The organism is Pseudomonas sp. RU47 (assembly GCF_004011755.1).
GTDB lineage: Bacteria > Pseudomonadota > Gammaproteobacteria > Pseudomonadales > Pseudomonadaceae > Aquipseudomonas.
Window position 1 is genome coordinate 5677171 of sequence record NZ_CP022411.1, and the last position, 21023, is coordinate 5698193.

The 21023-nt window shown below is 59.3% G+C and carries 16 protein-coding genes; 14 read left to right on the forward strand and 2 right to left on the reverse strand.

Annotation, left to right across the window (positions count from 1 at the left end; translation table 11 throughout):
- Positions 1 to 76: 76 nt before the first annotated feature.
- The 14 genes from CCX46_RS25880 (at position 77) to CCX46_RS25950 (ending at position 19516) form a co-directional block, all read left to right on the forward strand.
- Positions 77 to 253, forward strand: a complete 177-nt coding sequence (locus CCX46_RS25880) for a hypothetical protein (protein WP_003176118.1) — start codon at positions 77 to 79, stop codon at positions 251 to 253.
- The gene (locus CCX46_RS25885; RefSeq protein ID WP_162483053.1) at positions 237 to 3191 is read left to right on the forward strand and encodes a sensor histidine kinase; all 2955 of its coding nucleotides are present in this window, start codon (positions 237 to 239) and stop codon (positions 3189 to 3191) included. The genes CCX46_RS25880 and CCX46_RS25885 overlap by 17 nt, the downstream gene beginning before the upstream one ends.
- Before the next feature lie 22 nt (positions 3192 to 3213).
- The gene (locus CCX46_RS25890) at positions 3214 to 4650 is read left to right on the forward strand and encodes a sigma-54-dependent transcriptional regulator (RefSeq protein ID WP_127929802.1); all 1437 of its coding nucleotides are present in this window, start codon (positions 3214 to 3216) and stop codon (positions 4648 to 4650) included.
- 734 nt (positions 4651 to 5384) lie between these two features.
- The gene (locus CCX46_RS25900) at positions 5385 to 6788 is read left to right on the forward strand and encodes a polynucleotide adenylyltransferase PcnB (RefSeq protein ID WP_127929804.1); all 1404 of its coding nucleotides are present in this window, start codon (positions 5385 to 5387) and stop codon (positions 6786 to 6788) included.
- Between the two features lie 4 nt (positions 6789 to 6792).
- Positions 6793 to 7278 (forward strand): 2-amino-4-hydroxy-6-hydroxymethyldihydropteridine diphosphokinase, encoded by a 486-nt coding sequence (folK, locus tag CCX46_RS25905; protein ID WP_127929805.1) that lies wholly within the window; start codon positions 6793 to 6795, stop codon positions 7276 to 7278.
- 398 nt (positions 7279 to 7676) lie between these two features.
- Positions 7677 to 8477, forward strand: coding sequence for a 3-methyl-2-oxobutanoate hydroxymethyltransferase (panB, locus tag CCX46_RS25910; protein WP_127929806.1), 801 nt, complete (start codon positions 7677 to 7679; stop codon positions 8475 to 8477).
- Complete coding sequence (gene panC, locus CCX46_RS25915; protein ID WP_127929807.1) at positions 8474 to 9334, forward strand: pantoate--beta-alanine ligase; 861 nt, start codon at positions 8474 to 8476, stop codon at positions 9332 to 9334. Before panB ends, panC begins: the two co-directional genes overlap by 4 nt.
- 209 nt (positions 9335 to 9543) lie before the next feature.
- A complete protein-coding gene (gene panD / locus CCX46_RS25920) occupies positions 9544 to 9924 on the forward strand; it encodes an aspartate 1-decarboxylase (protein ID WP_003205654.1) in 381 nt (126 codons plus the stop codon).
- 228 nt (positions 9925 to 10152) lie between these two features.
- The gene (gene pgi, locus CCX46_RS25925) at positions 10153 to 11817 is read left to right on the forward strand and encodes a glucose-6-phosphate isomerase (RefSeq protein WP_127929808.1); all 1665 of its coding nucleotides are present in this window, start codon (positions 10153 to 10155) and stop codon (positions 11815 to 11817) included.
- Positions 11818 to 12031: 214 nt separating this feature from the next.
- Positions 12032 to 13969, forward strand: a complete 1938-nt coding sequence (gene acs / locus CCX46_RS25930) for an acetate--CoA ligase (RefSeq protein WP_127929809.1) — start codon at positions 12032 to 12034, stop codon at positions 13967 to 13969.
- 51 nt (positions 13970 to 14020) lie between these two features.
- The gene (locus tag CCX46_RS25935; RefSeq protein ID WP_127929810.1) at positions 14021 to 14893 is read left to right on the forward strand and encodes an oxygenase MpaB family protein; all 873 of its coding nucleotides are present in this window, start codon (positions 14021 to 14023) and stop codon (positions 14891 to 14893) included.
- 138 nt (positions 14894 to 15031) lie between these two features.
- Positions 15032 to 16048: a class I SAM-dependent rRNA methyltransferase gene (locus CCX46_RS25940; protein WP_127929811.1), complete on the forward strand. Its 1017-nt coding sequence runs from the start codon at positions 15032 to 15034 to the stop codon at positions 16046 to 16048.
- 220 nt (positions 16049 to 16268) lie between these two features.
- Complete coding sequence (locus CCX46_RS25945; RefSeq protein WP_127929812.1) at positions 16269 to 19220, forward strand: DUF748 domain-containing protein; 2952 nt, start codon at positions 16269 to 16271, stop codon at positions 19218 to 19220.
- A complete protein-coding gene (locus tag CCX46_RS25950; protein ID WP_127929813.1) occupies positions 19220 to 19516 on the forward strand; it encodes a DUF2845 domain-containing protein in 297 nt (98 codons plus the stop codon). Before CCX46_RS25945 ends, CCX46_RS25950 begins: the two co-directional genes overlap by 1 nt.
- 303 nt (positions 19517 to 19819) lie before the next feature.
- Here CCX46_RS25950 and CCX46_RS25955 read toward each other — a convergent pair whose 3' ends face one another.
- Complete coding sequence (locus CCX46_RS25955; protein ID WP_127929814.1) at positions 19820 to 20176, reverse strand: BON domain-containing protein; 357 nt, start codon at positions 20174 to 20176, stop codon at positions 19820 to 19822.
- Positions 20177 to 20474: 298 nt separating this feature from the next.
- On the reverse strand, positions 20475 to 20906 hold the full coding sequence (locus CCX46_RS25960) for a pilin (RefSeq protein WP_034153877.1): 432 nt from the start codon (positions 20904 to 20906) through the stop codon (positions 20475 to 20477).
- Between the last annotated feature and the right edge of the window lie 117 nt (positions 20907 to 21023).

Here is a 21023-nt window from a genome sequence, read left to right on the forward strand (position 1 = left end):
GACACTTGCAGTCGTGCGCCCATCCGTTACCATCGCCGCACTTTTTCGGGCACGCGCATAAAAAAGAGAGGCCGGGATGTACATCTATCGCTTGGTCCTGCTTTTAGTCGTGGGGATCTATCTGTTTTCCCCCGCCATCATGGATTGGTGGATCGACGCTACGGGCGCCTGGTATCGCCCCTATCTGCTTTGGCTGATCCTGATTGTCGTGACCTTCATCCTGCAGAGCCAAAAAGATGCCGATGAGCTTTAGCCTGACCCAGATGATCCTGATCAGCGCCGCGTACCTGGCGGTGCTGTTCGGCGTTGCCTGGATCAGCGAACGGGGCATGATCCCGCGCGCGATCATTCGCCACCCGTTGACCTACACCTTGTCGCTGGGGGTTTACGCCAGTGCGTGGGCGTTCTACGGCACGGTCGGCCTGGCTTATCAGTATGGCTACGGCTTTCTGTCCAGTTACCTCGGGGTATCCGGCGCATTTCTGCTGGCGCCAGTGCTGCTCTATCCGATTCTGAAGATCACCCGCACTTATCAATTATCGTCGCTGGCCGATCTGTTCGCGTTTCGCTTTCGCAGCACCTGGGCCGGCGCGCTGACCACGATCTTTATGTTGATCGGCGTGCTGCCCTTGCTGGCGCTGCAGATTCAGGCCGTGGCCGACTCCATTGGCATCCTCACCGGCGAACCGATCCAGAGCCGCGTCGCGCTGGCGTTTTGTGCGCTGATCATTCTGTTCACGATTTTCTTCGGCTCCCGGCATATCGCTACGCGCGAGAAGCACGAAGGATTGGTGTTCGCGATAGCCTTTGAGTCGGTGATCAAACTGATCGCCCTCGGCGGCGTCGGTCTGTATGCGCTGTACGGTGTGTTCGACGGCCCGCAACAACTGGAACTGTGGCTGCTGCAAAACCAGACCGCCCTCGCCGCGCTGCACACGCCATTGCAGGAAGGCCCGTGGCGTACGTTGTTGCTGGTGTTTTTCGCCTCGGCAATCGTGATGCCGCACATGTATCACATGACTTTTACCGAGAACCTCAATCCGCGCTCACTGGTCAGTGCGAGCTGGGGTTTACCGCTGTTCCTGCTGCTGATGAGCCTGGCGGTGCCGCTGATCTTGTGGGCCGGCCTGAAACTCGGCGCCACGACCAATCCGGAATACTTCACTCTCGGCATCGGCATAGCCGCCAACAGCAAACCGCTGGCATTGCTCGCCTATGTCGGCGGTCTGTCGGCGGCCAGCGGATTGATCATTGTGACCACGCTCGCGCTGTCGGGCATGGCACTGAACCACTTGGTGTTACCGCTCTATCAGCCGCCGGCCGAAGGCAATATCTACCGCTGGTTGAAGTGGACTCGCCGGGCGCTGATCGTCGCGATCATCATGGCCGGTTTCGGTTTCTACCTGATGCTCGGCGCCGAGCAGGATCTGGCCAACCTCGGTATCGTCGCGTTTGTGGCGACCCTGCAATTCCTGCCCGGCGTGTTGTCGGTGCTGTACTGGCCGACCGCCAACCGTCGGGGTTTTATCGCCGGTCTGCTGGCAGGGATTCTGGTTTGGGTGGTGACGATGTTGTTGCCGCTGGTCGGCAATCTGCAGGGCTTCTACATCCCGCTGCTGAACATGATTTACGTGCTCGACGACACCAGTTGGCACATGGCAGCCATCGCCTCGCTCGCCGCCAACGTATTGATGTTCACCCTGATCTCGCTGTTCACCAACGCCAGCCCCGAAGAAGCCAGCGCCGCCGAAGCCTGCGCTGTGGATAACGTCCGTCGCCCGCAGCGGCGTGAGCTGCACGCGGCCTCGCCACAGGAATTCGCCACACAACTGGCGAAACCGTTAGGCGCCAAGGCTGCGCAGAAAGAAGTCGAGCAGGCCCTGCGCGATCTTTATCTGCCATTCGACGAACGCCGCCCGTACGCCTTGCGCCGTTTGCGCGATCGCATCGAAGCCAACCTCTCCGGCCTGATGGGCCCGAGCGTGGCGCAGGACATGGTGGAAACCTTCCTGCCTTATAAGGCCGGCGGCGAAAACTATGTGACCGAAGACATCCACTTCATCGAAAGCCGCCTCGAGGATTACCACTCGCGCCTCACCGGTTTGGCTGCCGAGCTCGATGCGCTGCGCCGATACCACCGCCAGACCTTGCAGGAACTGCCGATGGGCGTCTGCTCGCTGGCCAAGGATCAAGAGATCCTGATGTGGAACAAGGCCATGGAAGAACTCACCGGGATCGCCGCACAACGCGTGGTCGGTTCACGTCTGAGCACCATTGGTGAGCCGTGGAAAGAATTGCTGCAGGGTTTCATCAACCTGCCCGACGAGCATTTGCACAAACAGCATCTGGCCCTCGACGGCCAGACCCGCTGGCTGAACCTGCACAAAGCGGCGATCGATGAGCCGTTGGCACCGGGTAACAGCGGACTGGTGTTACTGGTCGAAGATTTGACCGAAACGCAGATGCTCGAAGACAAACTGGTGCACTCCGAGCGCCTGGCCAGCATTGGTCGCCTGGCGGCCGGTGTGGCCCACGAAATCGGCAACCCGATCACCGGCATCGCTTGTCTGGCGCAGAACCTGCGCGAAGAACGCGAAGACGACGGCGAACTGACGGAAATCAGCGGGCAGATTCTCGAACAGACCAAACGCGTCTCGCGCATCGTGCAGTCGCTGATGAGCTTCGCCCACGCCGGCAGCCATCAGCACAGCGACGAGCCCGTTTGTCTGGCCGAAGTCGCCCAGGATGCGATTGGCCTGTTGGCGCTGAACCGACGCAATTTCGAAGTGCAGTTCTACAACCTGTGCGATCCCGATCACTGGGTCGAAGGCGATCCGCAGCGACTCGCCCAGGTCTTGATCAATCTGCTCTCCAACGCCCGCGACGCCTCGCCGCCGCACAGCGCGGTACGGGTCAAGAGCGAAGCCGGCGAACACACGGTCGATCTGATCGTCGAAGACGAAGGCAGCGGTATTCCGAAGAACATCATGGATAGATTGTTCGAACCCTTCTTCACCACCAAGGATCCTGGCGAAGGCACCGGTCTGGGCCTTGCACTGGTCTATTCCATCGTTGAAGAGCATTATGGACAAATCACCATCGACAGCCCGGCTGATGTACAAAGCCAACGCGGCACCCGTATCCGGGTGACCTTACCGCGTCATGTCGAAGCGACGTCCGCTGTGAACTGAGACCGTCGAGAGTATCGAATCAATGCCGCACATTTTGATCGTCGAAGACGAAACAATTATCCGCTCCGCCTTGCGCCGCCTGCTGGAACGCAACCAGTATCAGGTCAGCGAAGCCGGTTCAGTGCAGGAAGCACAAGAACGCTTCACCATTCCTACGTTCGATCTGATCGTCAGCGATCTGCGTTTGCCGGGCGCGCCGGGCACCGAGCTGATCAAGCTCGGCCAGGGCACACCGGTGCTGATCATGACCAGTTACGCCAGCCTGCGCTCGGCGGTCGACTCGATGAAGATGGGCGCGGTGGACTACATCGCCAAGCCTTTCGACCACGACGAAATGCTCCAGGCTGTCGCGCGGATCCTGCGTGATCGCCAATCGGCCCCTGCTGCCGGCGAGCCCGTTGCAGTGAAAACGACCAACGGCAGCGGCAAATCCGCGGTCGACAACAGCAACGGCGAGATCGGCATCATCGGCTCCTGCCCGCCGATGCAGGACCTGTACAGCAAGATCCGCAAGGTCGCGCCGACCGATTCCAATGTGTTGATCCAGGGCGAGTCTGGCACCGGTAAAGAACTGGTGGCCCGCGCCCTGCACAACCTGTCGAAACGCGCCAAGGCGCCGATGATTTCGGTGAACTGCGCGGCCATTCCGGAAAGCCTGATCGAGTCCGAATTGTTCGGCCACGAAAAAGGCGCGTTCACTGGCGCCAGCGCCGGGCGTGCCGGTCTGGTCGAAGCGGCGGACGGCGGCACGTTGTTCCTCGACGAAATCGGCGAACTGCCGCTGGAAGCTCAGGCTCGCCTGCTGCGCGTGTTGCAGGAAGGCGAGATTCGCCGGGTCGGCTCGGTGCAGTCGCAGAAGGTCGATGTACGCCTGATCGCGGCCACTCACCGGGATCTCAAGAGTCTGGCGAAAATCGGCCAGTTCCGCGAAGACCTTTATTACCGCCTGCACGTGATCGCCCTGAAATTGCCAGCCCTGCGCGAGCGCGGCGCCGACGTCAACGAAATCGCCAACGCCTTCCTTGCTCGCCAGAGTGCGCGCATCAACCGTACCGACCTGAAGTTCGCCGCGGATGCCGAACAGGCGATCCGGCATTATTCCTGGCCGGGTAACGTGCGTGAACTGGAGAACGCAGTCGAGCGCGCGGTGATTCTAAGCGAAAGCCCGGAAATCTCGGCCGACCTGCTGGGCATCGACATTGAACTGAGCGATCTGGAAGACGACGAGTTCATCGGCCTGCCGCCACAAACGGCGGGTAACGCCAGCAACAGCAGCCATGAGCCGACCGAAGACCTGTCGCTGGAAGACTACTTCCAGCACTTCGTCCTCGAGCATCAGGACCACATGACCGAGACCGAACTGGCGCGCAAACTGGGCGTCAGCCGTAAATGCCTGTGGGAACGCCGTCAGCGTCTGGGCATTCCACGGCGCAAGACCGGGGTCGCCAGCGAGAGCTGAACGTTACCTGTCGAGTGTGCGGGTAACGTTTGAGGATGTGAAAAAACTGTTACCTCAGTCCTTTCACGTAACAGAAGCCGGGGTTATCGGTAACGAAACCCCGGCTTTTTTTCGCCCCGACAAAACGGTTATATCGACCTAACCCCTTGTTTTATTGGGTTTCGCAAAAGTTGGCACGGCCCCTGCTATATGTTTAGTACAAGAACAATAACAAGCAATGCACAAGACAATAAAAATAAGACGAATCGACTCACGCACAATAAAAACAAGACGGCGAGAGGCGCAGCTAACTGATTCTTTTGGAGAGGCGTTGTATTTGGGGCTTGCCCCACGACCAGGCCGAGAACAATAAAAACTGTCCTAAGACAGAGCCTGTACTGGTTGGATCGAGAGATCACTGCAATTCAGCGACCAAAGCAATCCGTTTGCTCTTGGCTCCCGATTGGGAGGGTCACGAAGGAAACACTTCGTGGCGAGGGCACTCAACAAAAACAAGAAGCCCGAATCAATAATAAAAAGAGCACGCAACTACTTCTTGGGGAGCTTCGGCTCCCCTTGTAGTTTCTCCTCCCCGGCAAAATCCTCCATTTTTATCGCGCGCGATGCCTGTAGCCTGCGGCTTGCAGCTCAAATCGGCCGTGTCCTACACCATCCCCCGACTAAATGCTAGAATCTGCGCCCATCATGCGGTCATTCTTTGGTATGGCCGAACATTCCTTCAAACAGTGCATCCCATGCTGAAGAAGTTGTTCCAGTCATTCCGAACTCCCGTGCGTCGTACGCAACACATCCGCAGCACCCCTGAAGTGCTCAACAGCGGTCAACATTCGCTGCAGAAAACGCAGTTCAGCCGCTATGCGGTGAATATCGTCGAACGCCTGCAAGGTGCCGGTTACCAGGCTTATCTGGTCGGCGGTTGCGTGCGTGACATGCTGCTGGGCATCACGCCCAAGGATTTCGACGTCGCCACCAGCGCCACCCCCGAGCAAGTCCGTGCCGAATTCCGCAATGCGCGGATCATCGGTCGCCGCTTCAAACTGGTGCATATCCATTTCGGTCGCGAAATCATTGAAGTCGCGACTTTCCGCGCCAATCACCCGGTCAACGAAGACGACGAGGACAGCAACCAGTCTTCGCGTAACGAGAGCGGGCGGATTCTGCGCGACAACGTTTACGGCACCCTGGAAGAAGACGCGCAACGCCGCGACTTCACCATCAATGCCCTGTATTACGATCCGGTCAGCGAGCGCATACTCGACTACGCCAACGGCGTACACGACATCCGCAATCACCTGATCCGTCTGATCGGCGATCCGAAGCAGCGCTACCAGGAAGACCCGGTGCGTATGCTGCGTGCCGTGCGTTTTGCCGCCAAGCTCAACTTCGGCATCGAGAAGCACACCGTGCAACCGATCCGTGAACTGGCACCGATGCTGCGCGAGATCCCCTCGGCACGCCTGTTCGAAGAAGTGCTCAAGCTATTCCTCTCGGGCCACGGCGCGATCACCTTCGAAATGCTGGTCGATCTGCAACTGTTCGCCCCGCTGTTCCCGGCCAGTGCCGATGCGCTGGAACACAACCCGGAATACACCCACACGCTGATCAGCGAAGCGCTGACCAACACCGACCTGCGCATCAAGCAGAACAAACCGGTAACCCCGGCGTTCCTGTTTGCCGCGCTGCTGTGGCCTGCCCTGCCGGCCCGCGTGCTGCGCCTGCAAGAACGTGGCATGCCGCCGATCCCGGCCATGCAGGAAGGCGCCCACGAGCTGATCGCCGAACAGTGCCAGCGCATCGCGATTCCGAAACGTTTCACCATGCCGATCCGCGAGATCTGGGACATGCAGGAACGCCTGCCACGTCGCAGCGGCAAACGCGCCGATCTGTTGTTGGACAATCCGCGTTTCCGCGCTGGCTACGACTTCCTGCTGCTGCGTGAAAGCGCGGGCGAGGAGACCGATGGCCTGGGCGAGTGGTGGACCGACTATCAGGACGCCAACGACAGCGAGCGCCGCGACATGATTCGCGACCTCAGCGGTAAAGGTGATGACGCCAGCGGTGCTCCGCGCAAACGTCGCCGCAGCGGTGGCTCCAAACGCAAACGCGCCGGCGCACCGAGCGCTTCGACCGGCGAGTAAAGGCATGGAACGCATCTACATCGGCATGGGCAGCAACCTCGCTGACCCGGCCGAACAGTTGCGCAGCGCCGTTGAGGCGCTGGGGCAATTGCCGCAGACCCTGCTCGCTGGCGTTTCTGCCTTTTATCAAAGCGATTCATTGCTGCCGGGCCAACCGCGATATACCAACGCGGTAGCAGCGCTCGACAGCTCACTTGCACCACTGGAACTGCTCGACGCCTTGCAAGCTATCGAGAACGATCAGGGCCGTGAACGTCTGGAACGTTGGGGCCCACGCACACTGGATCTGGACATTCTGCTGTTCGGTGATCGACTGATCGACGAACCGCGCCTGAAAATCCCGCATTACCAGATTCAGGAACGCGCGTTCGTGCTCTATCCCCTCGCTGAACTGGCCCCACAAGATTTGCGTCTTGCCGATGGCCGCAGCCTGTCCGATCTGCTCACCGCCTGCCCGTTCGTCGGCCTGGAACGCCTCTCGACAGATTGATTGCAATCCCCTGTGGGAGCGAGCCTGCTCGCGAAAGCGGTGTGTCATTCAACACTGTGTTGACTGATTCGCCGCCTTCGCGAGCAGGCTCGCTCCCACATTGGTTTATTCCACACCCAGGATTTTTGTCGGACAAAAAATCGCCGAATCAGCCCTGCCGCGCCGCTGAATCGCATCAGTAACGCCGGTAACACTCCCCTCGTAACAATGCGGTAACACACGCAATTGACTTCCTGTTGGCTCATCACGACTATAGGCGTCCCGCTGCCGCCAACCCGGCACATACGGGCGCAATCCAGGCCTTATAAGCACGACAAAAGAGCGTGCGCCTGAGTAGATGACGAATCACGCGCGTTACTCGCAGTAGTTTCCAGAGCGCCTGAACGAGGATTTTTTACATGCCAGCCATCACCCTGACCACGCTCCAGAGCCTCAAGCAGAAAGGTGAAAAGATCACCATGCTGACCTGCTATGACGCGACCTTCGCCCACGCCTGCAACGAGGCCGGTGTCGAAGTGCTGCTGGTGGGCGACTCCCTCGGCATGGTCCTGCAAGGTCACGACAGCACCCTGCCGGTGACCACCGCAGAAATGGCCTACCACACTGCCTGTGTCAAACGCGGCAACACTGATGCCCTGATCCTCGCCGACCTGCCGTTCATGGCCAACGCCACCCTTGAACAGACCATGACTAATAGCGCCATGCTGATGCAGGCCGGTGCGCACATGATCAAGGTGGAAGGTCAGTTGTGGCTGGCCGAGTCGATCCGTCTGCTTGCCGAGCGCGGTGTACCGGTTTGCGCGCACATGGGTCTGACCCCACAAGCGGTGAACATTCTCGGCGGCTATAAAGTGCAGGGTCGCAACGAAAACCAGGCGCGGCAGATGCGTGCTGATGCGATTTCGCTGGAACAGGCCGGCGCGGCGATGCTGCTGCTCGAATGCGTACCGAGCGAACTGGCCGCTGAAATCAGCCAGGCCGTGAAGATTCCGGTGATCGGCATCGGCGCCGGTAACGCCACCGACGGCCAGGTTCTGGTACTGCACGACATGCTCGGCCTGTCGATCACTGGCCGTGTGCCAAAATTCGTCAAGAACTTCATGCACGGTCAGGACAGCATTCAGTCCGCGCTGAAGGCTTACGTCAACGAAGTCAAAGCCACCACGTTCCCTGGCATCGAGCACGGATTCTCTGCATGAACACCGTTAAAACCGTACGCGAACTGCGCGCCGCCGTAGCCCGCGCCCGCAGCGAAGGCAAGCGCATCGGCTTCGTGCCGACCATGGGCAACCTGCACAGCGGTCACGTTGCACTGATCACCAAAGCCACGCAGCGCGTCGATTTCGTGGTCGCGAGCATTTTCGTCAACCCGCTGCAGTTTGGCGCCGGCGAAGACCTCGATAAGTACCCACGCACGTTGGCAGCGGATCAGGAAAAACTGCTGGAAGCGGGCTGCTCTCTACTGTTCGCGCCAACTGTCGAAGAAATGTACCCCGACGGCATGGCCGGACAGACCCGGGTCAGCGTGCCGCAATTGTCCGAAGGCCTGTGCGGCGCCAGCCGTCCGGGGCACTTCGAAGGTGTGGCGACCGTGGTCAGCAAGCTGTTCAACATGGTCCAGCCGGATCTGGCGATTTTCGGCCAGAAGGACTACCAGCAACTGGCGGTAATCCGCGCGCTGGTGCATGACCTGAACATGCCGATCCAGATCATCGGCGAGCCGACCGTGCGCGCCGCCGATGGCTTGGCGTTATCGTCGCGCAACGGTTTCCTCAGCGAAGAACAACGCGCGGTGGCGCCGGTGGTTTATCGCAGCCTCAGCAACATTGCCGAGTCGATTAAACAAGGTGAACGGGATTTCCCGGCGCTGATCAGTGCCCAGGTGCAGCAGCTGGAAGCAGCGGGCCTGCGTCCGGACTACCTGGAAATCCGCCACGCCTTGACCTTGCGCCCGGCAACGGCAGAAGACCGTGACCTGGTGATTCTGGTGGCCGCGTTCCTCGGCACCACGCGGTTGATCGATAACCTGCACCTGAATCTCGATACCCCGGTTTAAAGACACCGCAATACCCCCTGTAGGAGTGAGCCTGCTCGCGATAGCGGTGTGTCAGTCAGCATTAGTGTTGAATGACACACCGCTATCGCGAGCAGGCTCACTCCTACAGTGTTTTTCAGCGTCATGAAGATTGCATTCCAGCTGTATTGCCGCCTTAAAAGCCTTCGGGCACACTGCCCGCCGTTCGATTCCAACCCGGGAAAACCCTCATGCACGCGATCATGCTCAAGGCCAAACTGCACCGCGCCGAAGTCACCCATGCGGTGCTCGATTACGAAGGTTCGTGCGCCATCGATGGCGAGTGGCTGGACTTGTCCGGCATTCGTGAATACGAGCAGATCCAGATTTATAACGTCGACAACGGCGAGCGTTTCACCACCTACGCGATTCGTGGCGAAGAAGGCTCGCGGATGATCTCGGTCAATGGCGCCGCTGCGCACAAGGCCAAGGTCGGCGACCGCGTAATCATTTGTGCCTACGCCCATTACAGCGAAGCGGAGCTGGTCAATTTCAAGCCGCGCATGCTCTACATGGCGCCGGGCAATGAACTGAGCCACACCAGCAACGCCATCCCGGTTCAGCTCGCCTGATCCCGATTTCGCCCCGCCCCCTCCGTTTGTCGGCCAGTTCCCGGTCTCGATGTTAAAAAAGTACAGGGATCTGGTCAGACAAAGTCAAGACAGAACGCAGCGCGAGGTTTACTGTATTCGCCCTGTGTCCGGAAATCGTGTCGACGCAGTTGATCCCATGCCCAAACATGGCGTGCCGGGTCTGTTCAGTGTTCAAAGGCCGTTCAAGTAAAAAGGAAAACCGCAGCGATGGCGTATTACCTCACTCCTCAAGACGTTACCGCTCTGCCCGCCTGGCAAGCGTTGAAAGACCACCGCCAAGCCATGCAGGATTTCAGCATGCGCGAAGCCTTCAACGCCGATCCGCAGCGCTTCAATCAGTTCACCCTCAGCAGCTGTGGACTGTTTCTCGATTATTCGAAGAATTTGATCAACGCCCAGACCCGCAACCTGCTGGTCGGTCTGGCCAATGAAGTCGATCTCAAAGGCGCCATCAAAGCGCTGTTTGAAGGCGAAATCGTCAACACTTCCGAAGGCCGCCCGGCGCTGCACACCGCCCTGCGTCGCCCGGTGGGCGACAAGCTGTCGGTCAATGGCGTCAACGTGATGCCGGAAGTCCACAAGGTTTTGAACCAGATCACCGATCTGGTCGGCCGCATTCACGACGGTCTGTGGCGTGGTTATACCGAGAAGCCGATCACCGACGTGGTCAACATTGGTATCGGTGGCTCGTTCCTCGGCCCTGAGCTGGTCTCCGAAGCGCTGCTGTCGTACGCGCAGAAAGGCGTGCGTTGCCATTATCTGGCGAACATCGATGGCAGCGAATTCCACGAGCTGACGCAGAAACTGCGCGCCGAGACCACACTGTTCATTGTTTCGTCGAAGTCGTTCAACACCCTCGAAACCCTGAAGAACGCTCAGGCCGCACGTGCCTGGTACCTGGCGCAGGGCGGTTCGGAAGCCGAGCTGTATCGCCACTTCATCGCCGTATCGAGCAACAACGCAGCGGCCGTTGCGTTCGGTATCCGCGAAGAAAACATCTTCCCGATGTGGGATTGGGTCGGCGGTCGTTATTCGCTGTGGTCGGCCATCGGTTTGCCGATTGCCCTGGCCATCGGCATGTCCAACTTCAAGGAACTGCTGTCCGGTGCCTACACCATGGACCAGCATTTCCAGACCGCGCCGTTCGAACAGAACATGCCGGTGCTGCTGGCCCTGCTCGGTGTGTGGTACGGCAACTTCTGGGGCGCGCAAAGCCACGCGATCCTGCCGTACGACCATTACCTGCGCAACATCACCAAGCACTTGCAACAACTGGACATGGAATCCAACGGCAAGAGCGTGCGTCAGGATGGCACGCCGGTGTCGACCGATACCGGTCCGGTGATCTGGGGCGGCGTCGGCTGCAACGGTCAGCACGCTTACCACCAGTTGCTGCATCAAGGTTCGCAGTTGATCCCGGCCGATTTCATCGTGCCGATCGTCAGCTTCAACCCGGTTTCCGACCACCATCAGTGGCTGTACGCCAACTGCCTGTCGCAGAGCCAGGCGCTGATGCTCGGCAAGACCCTGGCGGAAGCCGAGCAAGAACTGCGCGACAAGGGCATGAGCGAAGCAGAAGTGCACAAACTCGCACCGCACAAGGTGATCCCGGGCAACCGTCCGAGCAACACCATCGTGGTCGAGCGCATCAGCCCGCGCCGTCTCGGCGCACTGGTGGCGATGTATGAACACAAAGTGTTCGTGCAAAGCGTGGTCTGGGGCATCAACGCCTTTGACCAGTGGGGCGTTGAGTTGGGCAAGGAATTGGGTAAAGGCGTTTACAACCGTCTGGTCGGCAGCGATGAAAGCACTGCTGATGATCCGTCTACCCAAGGCCTGATCAACTACTTCCGCGGTCGTCACCGCGGTTGATGTGAATGGGTTGCCCACAATTCCAGTGGGCAACCTATTTCCAATGTGGGAGCGAGCCTGCTCGCGAATGCGGTGTGTCATTCAGCCTCTTTGTTGACTGACTCACCGCATTCGCGAGCAGGCTCGCTCCCACAGTTGTTTTACACATGACTTGAACCTCTGCATCGCTCGGCGCATCTTTATTCCTGTCGCACCACAAGAATAAGGAACCGTCATGTTCGATATCCGCACGTTCCCCAAAGCCGATGCCGTCCGCCGGGCTGCGCAATTGAGTCAGGAAGACTATCGGCGCCTGTACCGCGAATCCATTGAACACCCCAATACCTTCTGGGCCGAACAGGCCACGCGGTTCCTCGACTGGAGCACGCCGTGGCAGACCGTCCAGCGCTATGACCTGAAAACCGGTGAAGCCGCCTGGTTCTCCGGGGCCAAACTGAATGTCAGTTACAACTGCATTGACCGCCACCTGGAAAAGCGCGGCGAGCAGACCGCCCTGCTCTGGGAAGGCGACGACCCGGCCGAATCGGCACAAATCACTTATAAAAAACTCCATCATCATGTCTGCCGCTTGGCCAACGTGCTGAAAAGCCGTGGCGTGAAGAAAGGCGACCGGGTGTGCATCTACATGCCGATGATCCCCGAAGCCGCTTACGCCATGCTCGCGTGTTCGCGGATCGGCGCGATCCATTCGGTGGTGTTCGGCGGTTTCTCCCCCGATTCCCTGCGTGACCGCATTCTCGATGCCGATTGCCGCACGGTGATCACGGCGGATGAAGGCGTGCGCGGCGGCAAGTTCGTGCCACTGAAACAGAACGTCGACAAAGCCCTGCAGAGTTGCCCGGACGTCAGCACCGTCGTGGTGGTCGAGCGCACCCAAGGCAAAGTCGATTGGGTTGAGGGCCGTGACCTCTGGTATCACCAGGCTGTGCGCGACGTCAGCGACGATTGCCCGCCGGAACCAATGGACGCTGAAGATCCGCTGTTCATCCTCTACACCTCCGGCAGCACCGGCAAACCCAAAGGCGTGCTGCACACCACCGGCGGTTACCTGCTGCAAGCGGCGATGACCTTCAAATACGTGCTTGATTACCGCGACGGCGAAGTGTTCTGGTGCACCGCCGATGTCGGCTGGGTCACCGGCCACAGTTACATCGTCTACGGCCCATTGGCCAATGGCGCAACCACGCTGATGTTCGAAGGCGTGCCGAGCTACCCGAGCAGCTCACGATTCTGGCAGGTCATCGATAAACACAAGGTCAACATCTTCTACACAGCTCCTACCGCTTTACGCGCGTTGATGCGCGAAGGTGCCGAACCGTTGCAGGAAACGTCACGCGCCAGCCTCAGATTGCTCGGCAGCGTCGGTGAGCCGATCAACCCGGAGGCGTGGGAATGGTATTTCAATGTCGTAGGAGAACAGCGCTGCCCCATCGTCGACACCTGGTGGCAGACCGAAACCGGCGGCATCATGCTCAGCCCGCTGGTCAGCGCACAACGGATCAAACCGGGCTGCGCCACGCAGCCGATGTTCGGCGTGCAACCGGTGTTGCTCGATGAGCACGGCAAGGAAATCAAAGGCGCCGGCAGCGGCGTGCTGGCGATCAAATCGAGTTGGCCGGCGCAGATCCGCAGCGTCTATGGCGACCCGCAACGCATGGTCGACACCTATTTCAAACCCTACCCCGGCTACTATTTCACCGGCGACGGCGCGCGCCGCGACGAGGACGGCGACTACTGGATCACCGGGCGCATCGACGATGTGATCAACGTCTCCGGTCACCGCATCGGCACCGCTGAAGTGGAAAGCGCGCTGGTGCTGCACGACAGCATCGCCGAAGCCGCCGTGGTCGGTTACCCGCACGACGTCAAAGGTCAGGGCATCTACGCCTTCGTCACCCCGATGAACGGCACCGAGCCGAATGATGAATTGAAGAAAGAACTGCTCGCCCACGTCAGCAAGGAAATCGGCAGCTTCGCCAAACCGGACCTGATCCAGTGGGCGCCGGCCTTGCCGAAAACCCGTTCAGGCAAGATCATGCGGCGCATCCTGCGCAAGATCGCCTGCAACGAACTCGACAGCCTCGGCGACACCTCGACCCTGGCCGACCCGAGCGTGGTGCAAGGCCTGATCGACAAGCGCCTCAATCAGTAACACTACGGGCGCGGTCAACCGGTCGCGCCCGCTCTTCTTCACTGAGTAGTCATGGAATTCATCCGTAGTCGTATCGAAAACCAACTGATGAGCCTGACCGGGCTGTCACTCGGCCAACTCGACCTGGAAAACCCCAAGGGCGATCCCGGCCTGTTCGGCCCCGACTCGGTCAGTTGGCAAGTGCACGGCGATTTCAGCAGCATGTTGATCGGCGGCATCAGCGCGTTGTTGCTGCAAGCATTGCATCCACTGGCATTGGCCGGGGTTTGGGATCATTCGAATTTCCGTGAAGACATGCTCGGACGCTTGCGGCGCACCAGTCAGTTTGTTTCCGGCACCACCTTCGGTTCGCGGCGGGATGCCGACTGGCTGATCGAGAAGGTGCGCACCATTCACCTGCAAGTGGTCGGCACTGCTCCGGATGGCCGGCCCTATGCGGCAAGTGATCCAGACTTGCTGACGTGGGTGCATGTGGCCGAGGTCAGCAACTTTCTCGCGGCACATTTGCGTTATCGCAATCCGCAGTTGTCGGGGGCGGATCAGGATCGTTATTACGCGGAAATCGCCGTGATTGCCGAACGACTCGGTGCTCAGGATGTGCCGAAATCGCGTCAGGCCGTAGCCGATTATCTGCAACGCATGCGCCCGCAGTTGCTGTGCGATGAGCGCAGCCGAGAAGTATTGCGCCTATTGCTGGCCGCACCGGCGCCCAGTGTTCTGGCGCGACCGTTTGGCGATTTGATGATGAAGGCCGGTATTGATCTGCTGCCGGACTGGGCCAGCGATATGCTCGATGTCCGCCAGAGTTCGCTGCAACGCCAGTTGATTCGCGCCAGCGTCAGACGCAGCGCGCCGATACTGCGCTGGGCGATGCGCAATGGTTCGGTGCAACGAGCCAAACGCAGGATGGGTTTGCTGACCTGAAAACTTCGCGAGCAGGCTCGCTCCCACATTTGGAATGCATTCCCATGTGGGAGCGAGCCTGCTCGCGAAGGTCGCAACTCGATTGCTCGCCAAACTGCTAAACTCCCGCGCCCCCATTCTCTCCAGCAAGGCGCCCGCATGTCTTCCTTGAATCAGGCGCTGCGCGCCGCCCTCGATCAACGCCAGGACTTGCTCGCCGAGTTGCACCGCCAGGGCACCGATTGTTATCGGCTGTTCCACGGCAGCCAGGAAGGCGCTGGCGGTCTGACCATCGACCGCTACGGCCCGCAACTGCTGGTGCAGAGCTTCCACCAGACCCTCGAGCGCGATGACCTGCTGCAACTGCACGCCATGGTCAATCAAACATTGGGCCTGGAAACGTTGCTGGTTTACAACGACCGCTCCCGTGGCAATTCGCGTATTGATCGTGAAGACAGCGTCTACAAAGCCGAAGACGCCGCGCTGGCCGATCTGGTCGGTCACGAATGGGGTCTGAACTACCGTGTGCGCGGGCGTCATGCCGGGCAGGACCCGCTGCTGTTCCTCGACCTGCGCAACACCCGTGGCTGGGTCAAGGATCACGCCAAAGGCAAATCCGTGCTCAACCTGTTCGCTTACACCTGCGGCGTCGGCCTCAGCGCAGCCGCCGGTGGCGCGCGTGAAGTGTGCAACCTGGATTTCGCCGAAGGCAATCTGGCGGTCGGCCGCGAAAACGGTCTGCTCAACCCGCAGTTGCCGCAGATGCAGTTCATCCAGTCGGACTACTTCCCGGCCATCCGCCAACTCGCCGGGCTGCCGATCAGCCAGCGCCGGGGGCAGAAACTGCCGAGCTACCAGCGCCTCGATCAGCGCCAATATGACCTGGTCCTGCTCGATCCACCGGCCTGGGCCAAGAGTGCATTCGGCACCGTCGACCTGCTGCGCGACTACCAGAGCCTGCTCAAACCTGCCCTGCTGACCACCGCCGACAACGGCGTGCTGATCTGCTGCAACAACCTGGCGAAAGTCAGCATGGACGACTGGCGCGAGCAGGTGCTGCGCTGTGCCGAGAAGACCGGACGCCCGGTGCGTGAGTGGAGCGTGATGACCCCGGGTGCCGACTTCCCGTCCCTGGACCAGCAACCGCCGCTGAAAACCCTGATCCTGCAGCTCTGAACCGCTCGCGCGGCTGACAACTATCTAATGTGGGAGCGAGCCTGCTCGCGAAAGCGGTGTATCAGCCAACGAATAGAGCGACTGATATGACGCCTTCGCGAGCAGGCTCGCTCCCACATGGAAAGCGTTCCTACAGAAGAATCTGAACAATCCTGCTCCATGCGAGGTACTTCGGAACCAGAATCGCGTGCCATACTCCAAGGCACTCCGATTCAGACAGATGAAGCCGCACATGCCCAAAGGATTGATTCGCGCGATTGGCGCCTTGTTGACTGCTCTGGCCCTCTACAGCCTGCTGGGGTTTCTGATTTTGCCGGGCATCGCCCTGCGTGTGGCCAATCAACAACTGGCCAATTACGCAACGGTGCCTGCGCATATCCAGCGTATCGAGCTCAACCCGTTCAGCCTTGAAGTCACCCTGTGGGGACTGGTCATCGGCGAGCCGGGCAAGGAACAGGTCGGCTTCGATCGCCTGTACGCCGACCTGCAAATCGACAGCCTGTGGACCAAAGCCCTGCATCTGGCCAACATCGAGCTGGACAAGCCGAAAACCGAAATCCTTTTCGCCAAAGACGGCAAACTCAACCTGCTCGGCCTGTTCAATGTGCCGGCCAGTGAGCCGACACCAGCCGACCCGGACGCCAAACCGTTCCCGCTGCGCATTGACAACATCAAGCTGGCCGGCGGCGTCGTGCACTTTGAGGACGTGCGCCCGAGCGAGCCCATCGAGTTTCTCTACGACGACCTCAGCTTCGAACTGAAAAACCTCAGCACCCTGCCCGAAGACAGTGCCGACATGACCCTGGTCGCCATCGGCCCGGCCGGTGGGCGGATCGACTGGAGTGGCAATTTCAGCCTGATCCCGTTCACTTCCGAAGGCACCCTGAAAGTCACCGACGGCAAGATGAAAGCATTCTGGCCCTACGTGCGTGATTCGGTGCCGCTGGTCCTGGAAGACGGTGTGATCAGCCTCAGCAGCGAATACAAACTCAATCTGTCGAAAGAAACCGAGCTGCAACTGAACAACGTGGCGGTGAGCATCGCGCCGTTCGCCATCAAGGCTCCGGATGGGCGGCCACTGGCGAAACTCGAACGCCTGGACGTCAGCGAAACTTCGGTGGATCTGGCCAAGCAACAAGTCGTGGTCGGCAAGATCCGCAGCAACAAACTGGAAACCTGGGCTGCCCTTGAAGCCGACGGCCAGCTGGACTGGCAGAAACTGTTCGCCAGCCAACCGTCCAAACCTGCCGCCAAAGCCGCCGCAGAACCGGCGAACACGCCAGCCGCTGCCGACTCGCCGAAAGCTGAACCGACTGCGCCGAGCAAGCCTTGGCAAGTGCTGCTCAAAGACGTGCAATTGCGCAACTACACCGTGCATCTTGCCGACCGCTCGGCCAAACCGGCAGTAGCACTGGACATCACCCCGCTGAACGTTGACCTGCAGGATTTCGACAGCCTCAACGGTTCGCCCTTCAAGCTCAAGCTCGACAGCGGCGTGGGCAAGCAAGGCAAGATCACGGCCGACGGCACCGTCAATCTCGCCCCGGTCAATGCCCAGCTCAACGTGAAAACCCAGGACATCGACCTGCGTGTCGCGCAGTCCTATATCAATCCGTTCATTCGCCTGGAACTGCGCAGCGGCATGCTCGGCAGTGACCTGAAGGTCAATCTCAAGAGCACCGAACCACTGGCACTCAGCGTCACCGGTCGCGCACAAATCGATCAACTGCACACCCTCGACACCCTGAAAACCCGCGACTTCCTCAAATGGCAGCAAGTGGTGGTCGAAGGCCTGAACTATCAGCACGGCGACAGTCTGTCGATCGACAAGGTCAACCTCTTCCAGCCTTATGTGCGGTTCATGATCAACGACGATCGCACCACCAACATCGACGACCTGCTGATCCCGCAACCGGCCGACAGTGGCGCGAAAACCACGACAGCGAAACCGGCCAGCAACGAGAAACCGTTGGGCATTCACATCGGTGGCATCGCGATCAATGACGGCTCGGCCAACTTTGCCGACTTCAGCCTGACGCCGAACTTCGCCACCGCCGTGCAGCAGCTCAACGGCCAGATCGGCACCATCGACAGCCGTCAGGCGAAACCGGCCAGCGTCGATATCAAAGGCAAGGTCGACCGCTACGCACCCGTGACCATCAAGGGCGCGGTCAATCCTTTCGACCCGATGGCCAGCCTCGACATCGCCACCAGTTTCAAACGCGTCGAGCTGACGACACTGACGCCCTACTCCGGCAAATTCGCCGGCTACCGTATCCGCAAGGGCCGGCTCAACCTTGACCTGCATTACCTGATCACCAAGGGCCAGCTCAAAGCCGAAAACAAAGTGGTGGTCGAGCAATTGCAGCTCGGCGAAAAAGTCGACAGCCCGGATGCTGTGAGCCTGCCATTGAAACTGGCAATTGCCCTGCTCAAGGACGTTGACGGCAAGATCTCCATCGAATTGCCGGTGACCGGCGACTTGAACAACCCGCAATTCAGCGTAATGCCGATTGTCTGGCAGACCCTGCGCAACCTGATCGTCAAAGCCGCTGCCGCACCGTTCAAAATGATTGGCGGGCTGATCAGTGGCGGCGGTTCGCAAGACCTCGGCACCGTGTCGTTTGCGCCAGGTTCCAGCGACTTGAGCAAAGATGCCGAAGCGGCGCTGATCAAGCTGTCCCAAGCACTGAAGGAACGTCCGGCACTGCGCCTGGAAATCGAAGGCACGGCCGCCAAAAGCAGTGACGGCCCGTTGCTCGCCGAGCAGCGCCTGGAACGTGAATACCAGTACAACTACTACAAGATGCTCCAGCGGCGCGGCGATAAAGTCCCGGCGCAAGCGTCGCTGCTGCAAGTACCAGAGGGCGAGAAAGGCCCACTGCTCGAAGGCATCTACCGCACCCGTCTGAAAACCCAGCCACCGGCCGAATGGAAGGATCTGGGCAAGGAAGAACGCACAGCGAAGATGCGCGATGGCGTGATCAAGTTCTGGAGTGGCAGCGACGTGCTGCTGCGTCAGTTGGGTCAGGACCGTGCCAGCAGCATCAAGGATTATCTGGTCGATAAAGGCCAGCTGGCAGACGACCGCGTGTACTTCATCGACGCCAACCTTGGCGAGGCCGAAAGCGATGGCCGCGTGGTGACGCAAATGCATCTGGATGCCGAGTGATGAAGCGCCAATGGCTGGCCGCGCTGACACTGGCGCTCGCTGCCAGCCATGCCGTTGCGTCCGAGACCCTGCGCTGCGGCAGTCAATTGATCAGCCTTGGCGACCGCTCCAGCGAAGTCCTGCAAAAGTGCGGTGAGCCGGTCAGCCGCGATGTGCTGGGCTACAAGCGCAGCGCCAATCGCCGGGAGGAGTTTCAGGTAGAGGAATGGACTTACGGCCCGAGCAACGGCATGTACCAATACCTGCGCTTCGAAGGTAATCGCCTGCGGCAGATCAGCAGCAAACGCGGTAACTAGAGCAACTCACTTATCCCATGTGGGAGCGAGCTTGCTCGCGAAGGCGTCAGGTCAGCCAACTCCGTTGTGACTGATATACCGCTTTCGCGAGCAAGCTCGCTCCCACAATTGTTTTGTGATGCCATTTGTTTTGTGGTGCCATTCAATTTTTTCGTCCCTGAAATAGAACAAGCCCCGACACAAGTGGCGGGGCCTGTAATGGTCACATCCGTGTGACCGTTCGCATGAACTCTAAAGTTGCGGCAGACGTATTGCTCGGCCCGTCTGTCGCGTCTTCTCCCGGTCCAGGCGAGAAGTCATGCCTTACTCGGCTTTCAGGCCGTCAGCGGAGACCGCTTTAACACCTTTGATTTTCTTGGTAATAGCGACAGCGGTAGCTTTCTGAGCATCAGTTACCGCAACAGTCGACGACAGGGAAACCACGCCTTTGTTGGTTTCTACTTTGATGTCGGTACCTGGAATGCCTTTTTCGGTGACCAGGTCAGCTTTGACTTTAGTGGTGATCCAGGTGTCGGAAGTAGCTTCTTTAGCCTGGGTGACTTCACCGGCAGCCAGAGTCATTGGAGCCTGGGTAGCCTGGGTGGATTGTGCGAATGCACCGGAAGCCATGGTCAGGGTCAGCGCGGTAGCAGCAGCGGCAGTGATAGCGAACTTCTTCATACGAGTAACTCCTGTTTTTCTGGAAAGTCTGCTGGTTGTCTTGTCAGCAGGGTTACCAAGGTAGTTGCGAACGCTGTGCCAACTTTTGAAAAGCGATAATTTCCTTATAAATCAATAATTTATTAATTAGCAAAATTTTCGAAATCATGCAATTTGCATGACCTTCGAATTATCGACATGCAAGTTACGGTTTTTCGGAAAGTTCCTAAGGCGCTGAAATTATTGAAGCTTTTGTGAAGTGCCGCGCAATGGAAAATGCCCCGCAGTGCGGGGCATTTTCGAGTACATCACTGACCGCTTATGTACCGCTGGCGGTGCAGCCTTTAGGGGAATAATCCGGAGCAACGGTGGTACCGCAGGTCCATACACCCGCGCCGGTCCCTGAAGAACGAGTCAGGGTGATGGTCTTGCTCAGCACCGGACCCGGGGCATTGAGCAGTGTGCAAGTGATGGTTCCGGCACCGGTGGATGCAGTACCGGATGCGGCGAGTGTGCAGTTGGATGTCGCCGCCGTCGCACTACCCGCAACCAATGTCAGCGTAGGATCGGTGCCTTGATTGATGGTGTCTTCAAACGGCACCTTCAGCGCACTGATCTCCGCCAGCCCCGCCGTTACCTTCGACCGCGCCTGATACTTGGAATACTGCGGCAAGGCGATGGTCGCCAGAATCCCGATGATCGCCACCACGATCAGCAGCTCGATCAGAGTAAAACCTTGTTGTTTTTTCATAGACACGCTCCATGCATGAGTCGAAATCTCATGATCTGCAAGGGAAGCAGCATAGGCCATGCCAACGCCTTCGAAGCCCCGCCCCTTGGGCGCGAACCACATACATCGCCATTTCCT

What these genes read in the sequence shown, in the direction of transcription:
- CCX46_RS25880 (WP_003176118.1), top strand. Translation starts at nt 77, where the DNA reads ATGTACATCTATCGCTTGGTCCTGCTTTTAGTCGTGGGGATCTATCTG.
- CCX46_RS25885 (WP_162483053.1), top strand. Translation starts at nt 237, where the DNA reads ATGCCGATGAGCTTTAGCCTGACCCAGATGATCCTGATCAGCGCCGCG.
- CCX46_RS25890 (WP_127929802.1), top strand. Translation starts at nt 3,214, where the DNA reads ATGCCGCACATTTTGATCGTCGAAGACGAAACAATTATCCGCTCCGCC.
- CCX46_RS25900 (WP_127929804.1), top strand. Translation starts at nt 5,385, where the DNA reads ATGCTGAAGAAGTTGTTCCAGTCATTCCGAACTCCCGTGCGTCGTACG.
- folK (WP_127929805.1), top strand. Translation starts at nt 6,793, where the DNA reads ATGGAACGCATCTACATCGGCATGGGCAGCAACCTCGCTGACCCGGCC.
- panB (WP_127929806.1), top strand. Translation starts at nt 7,677, where the DNA reads ATGCCAGCCATCACCCTGACCACGCTCCAGAGCCTCAAGCAGAAAGGT.
- panC (WP_127929807.1), top strand. Translation starts at nt 8,474, where the DNA reads ATGAACACCGTTAAAACCGTACGCGAACTGCGCGCCGCCGTAGCCCGC.
- panD (WP_003205654.1), top strand. Translation starts at nt 9,544, where the DNA reads ATGCACGCGATCATGCTCAAGGCCAAACTGCACCGCGCCGAAGTCACC.
- pgi (WP_127929808.1), top strand. Translation starts at nt 10,153, where the DNA reads ATGGCGTATTACCTCACTCCTCAAGACGTTACCGCTCTGCCCGCCTGG.
- acs (WP_127929809.1), top strand. Translation starts at nt 12,032, where the DNA reads ATGTTCGATATCCGCACGTTCCCCAAAGCCGATGCCGTCCGCCGGGCT.
- CCX46_RS25935 (WP_127929810.1), top strand. Translation starts at nt 14,021, where the DNA reads ATGGAATTCATCCGTAGTCGTATCGAAAACCAACTGATGAGCCTGACC.
- CCX46_RS25940 (WP_127929811.1), top strand. Translation starts at nt 15,032, where the DNA reads ATGTCTTCCTTGAATCAGGCGCTGCGCGCCGCCCTCGATCAACGCCAG.
- CCX46_RS25945 (WP_127929812.1), top strand. Translation starts at nt 16,269, where the DNA reads ATGAAGCCGCACATGCCCAAAGGATTGATTCGCGCGATTGGCGCCTTG.
- CCX46_RS25950 (WP_127929813.1), top strand. Translation starts at nt 19,220, where the DNA reads ATGAAGCGCCAATGGCTGGCCGCGCTGACACTGGCGCTCGCTGCCAGC.
- CCX46_RS25955 (WP_127929814.1), bottom strand. Translation starts at nt 20,176, where the DNA reads ATGAAGAAGTTCGCTATCACTGCCGCTGCTGCTACCGCGCTGACCCTG.
- CCX46_RS25960 (WP_034153877.1), bottom strand. Translation starts at nt 20,906, where the DNA reads ATGAAAAAACAACAAGGTTTTACTCTGATCGAGCTGCTGATCGTGGTG.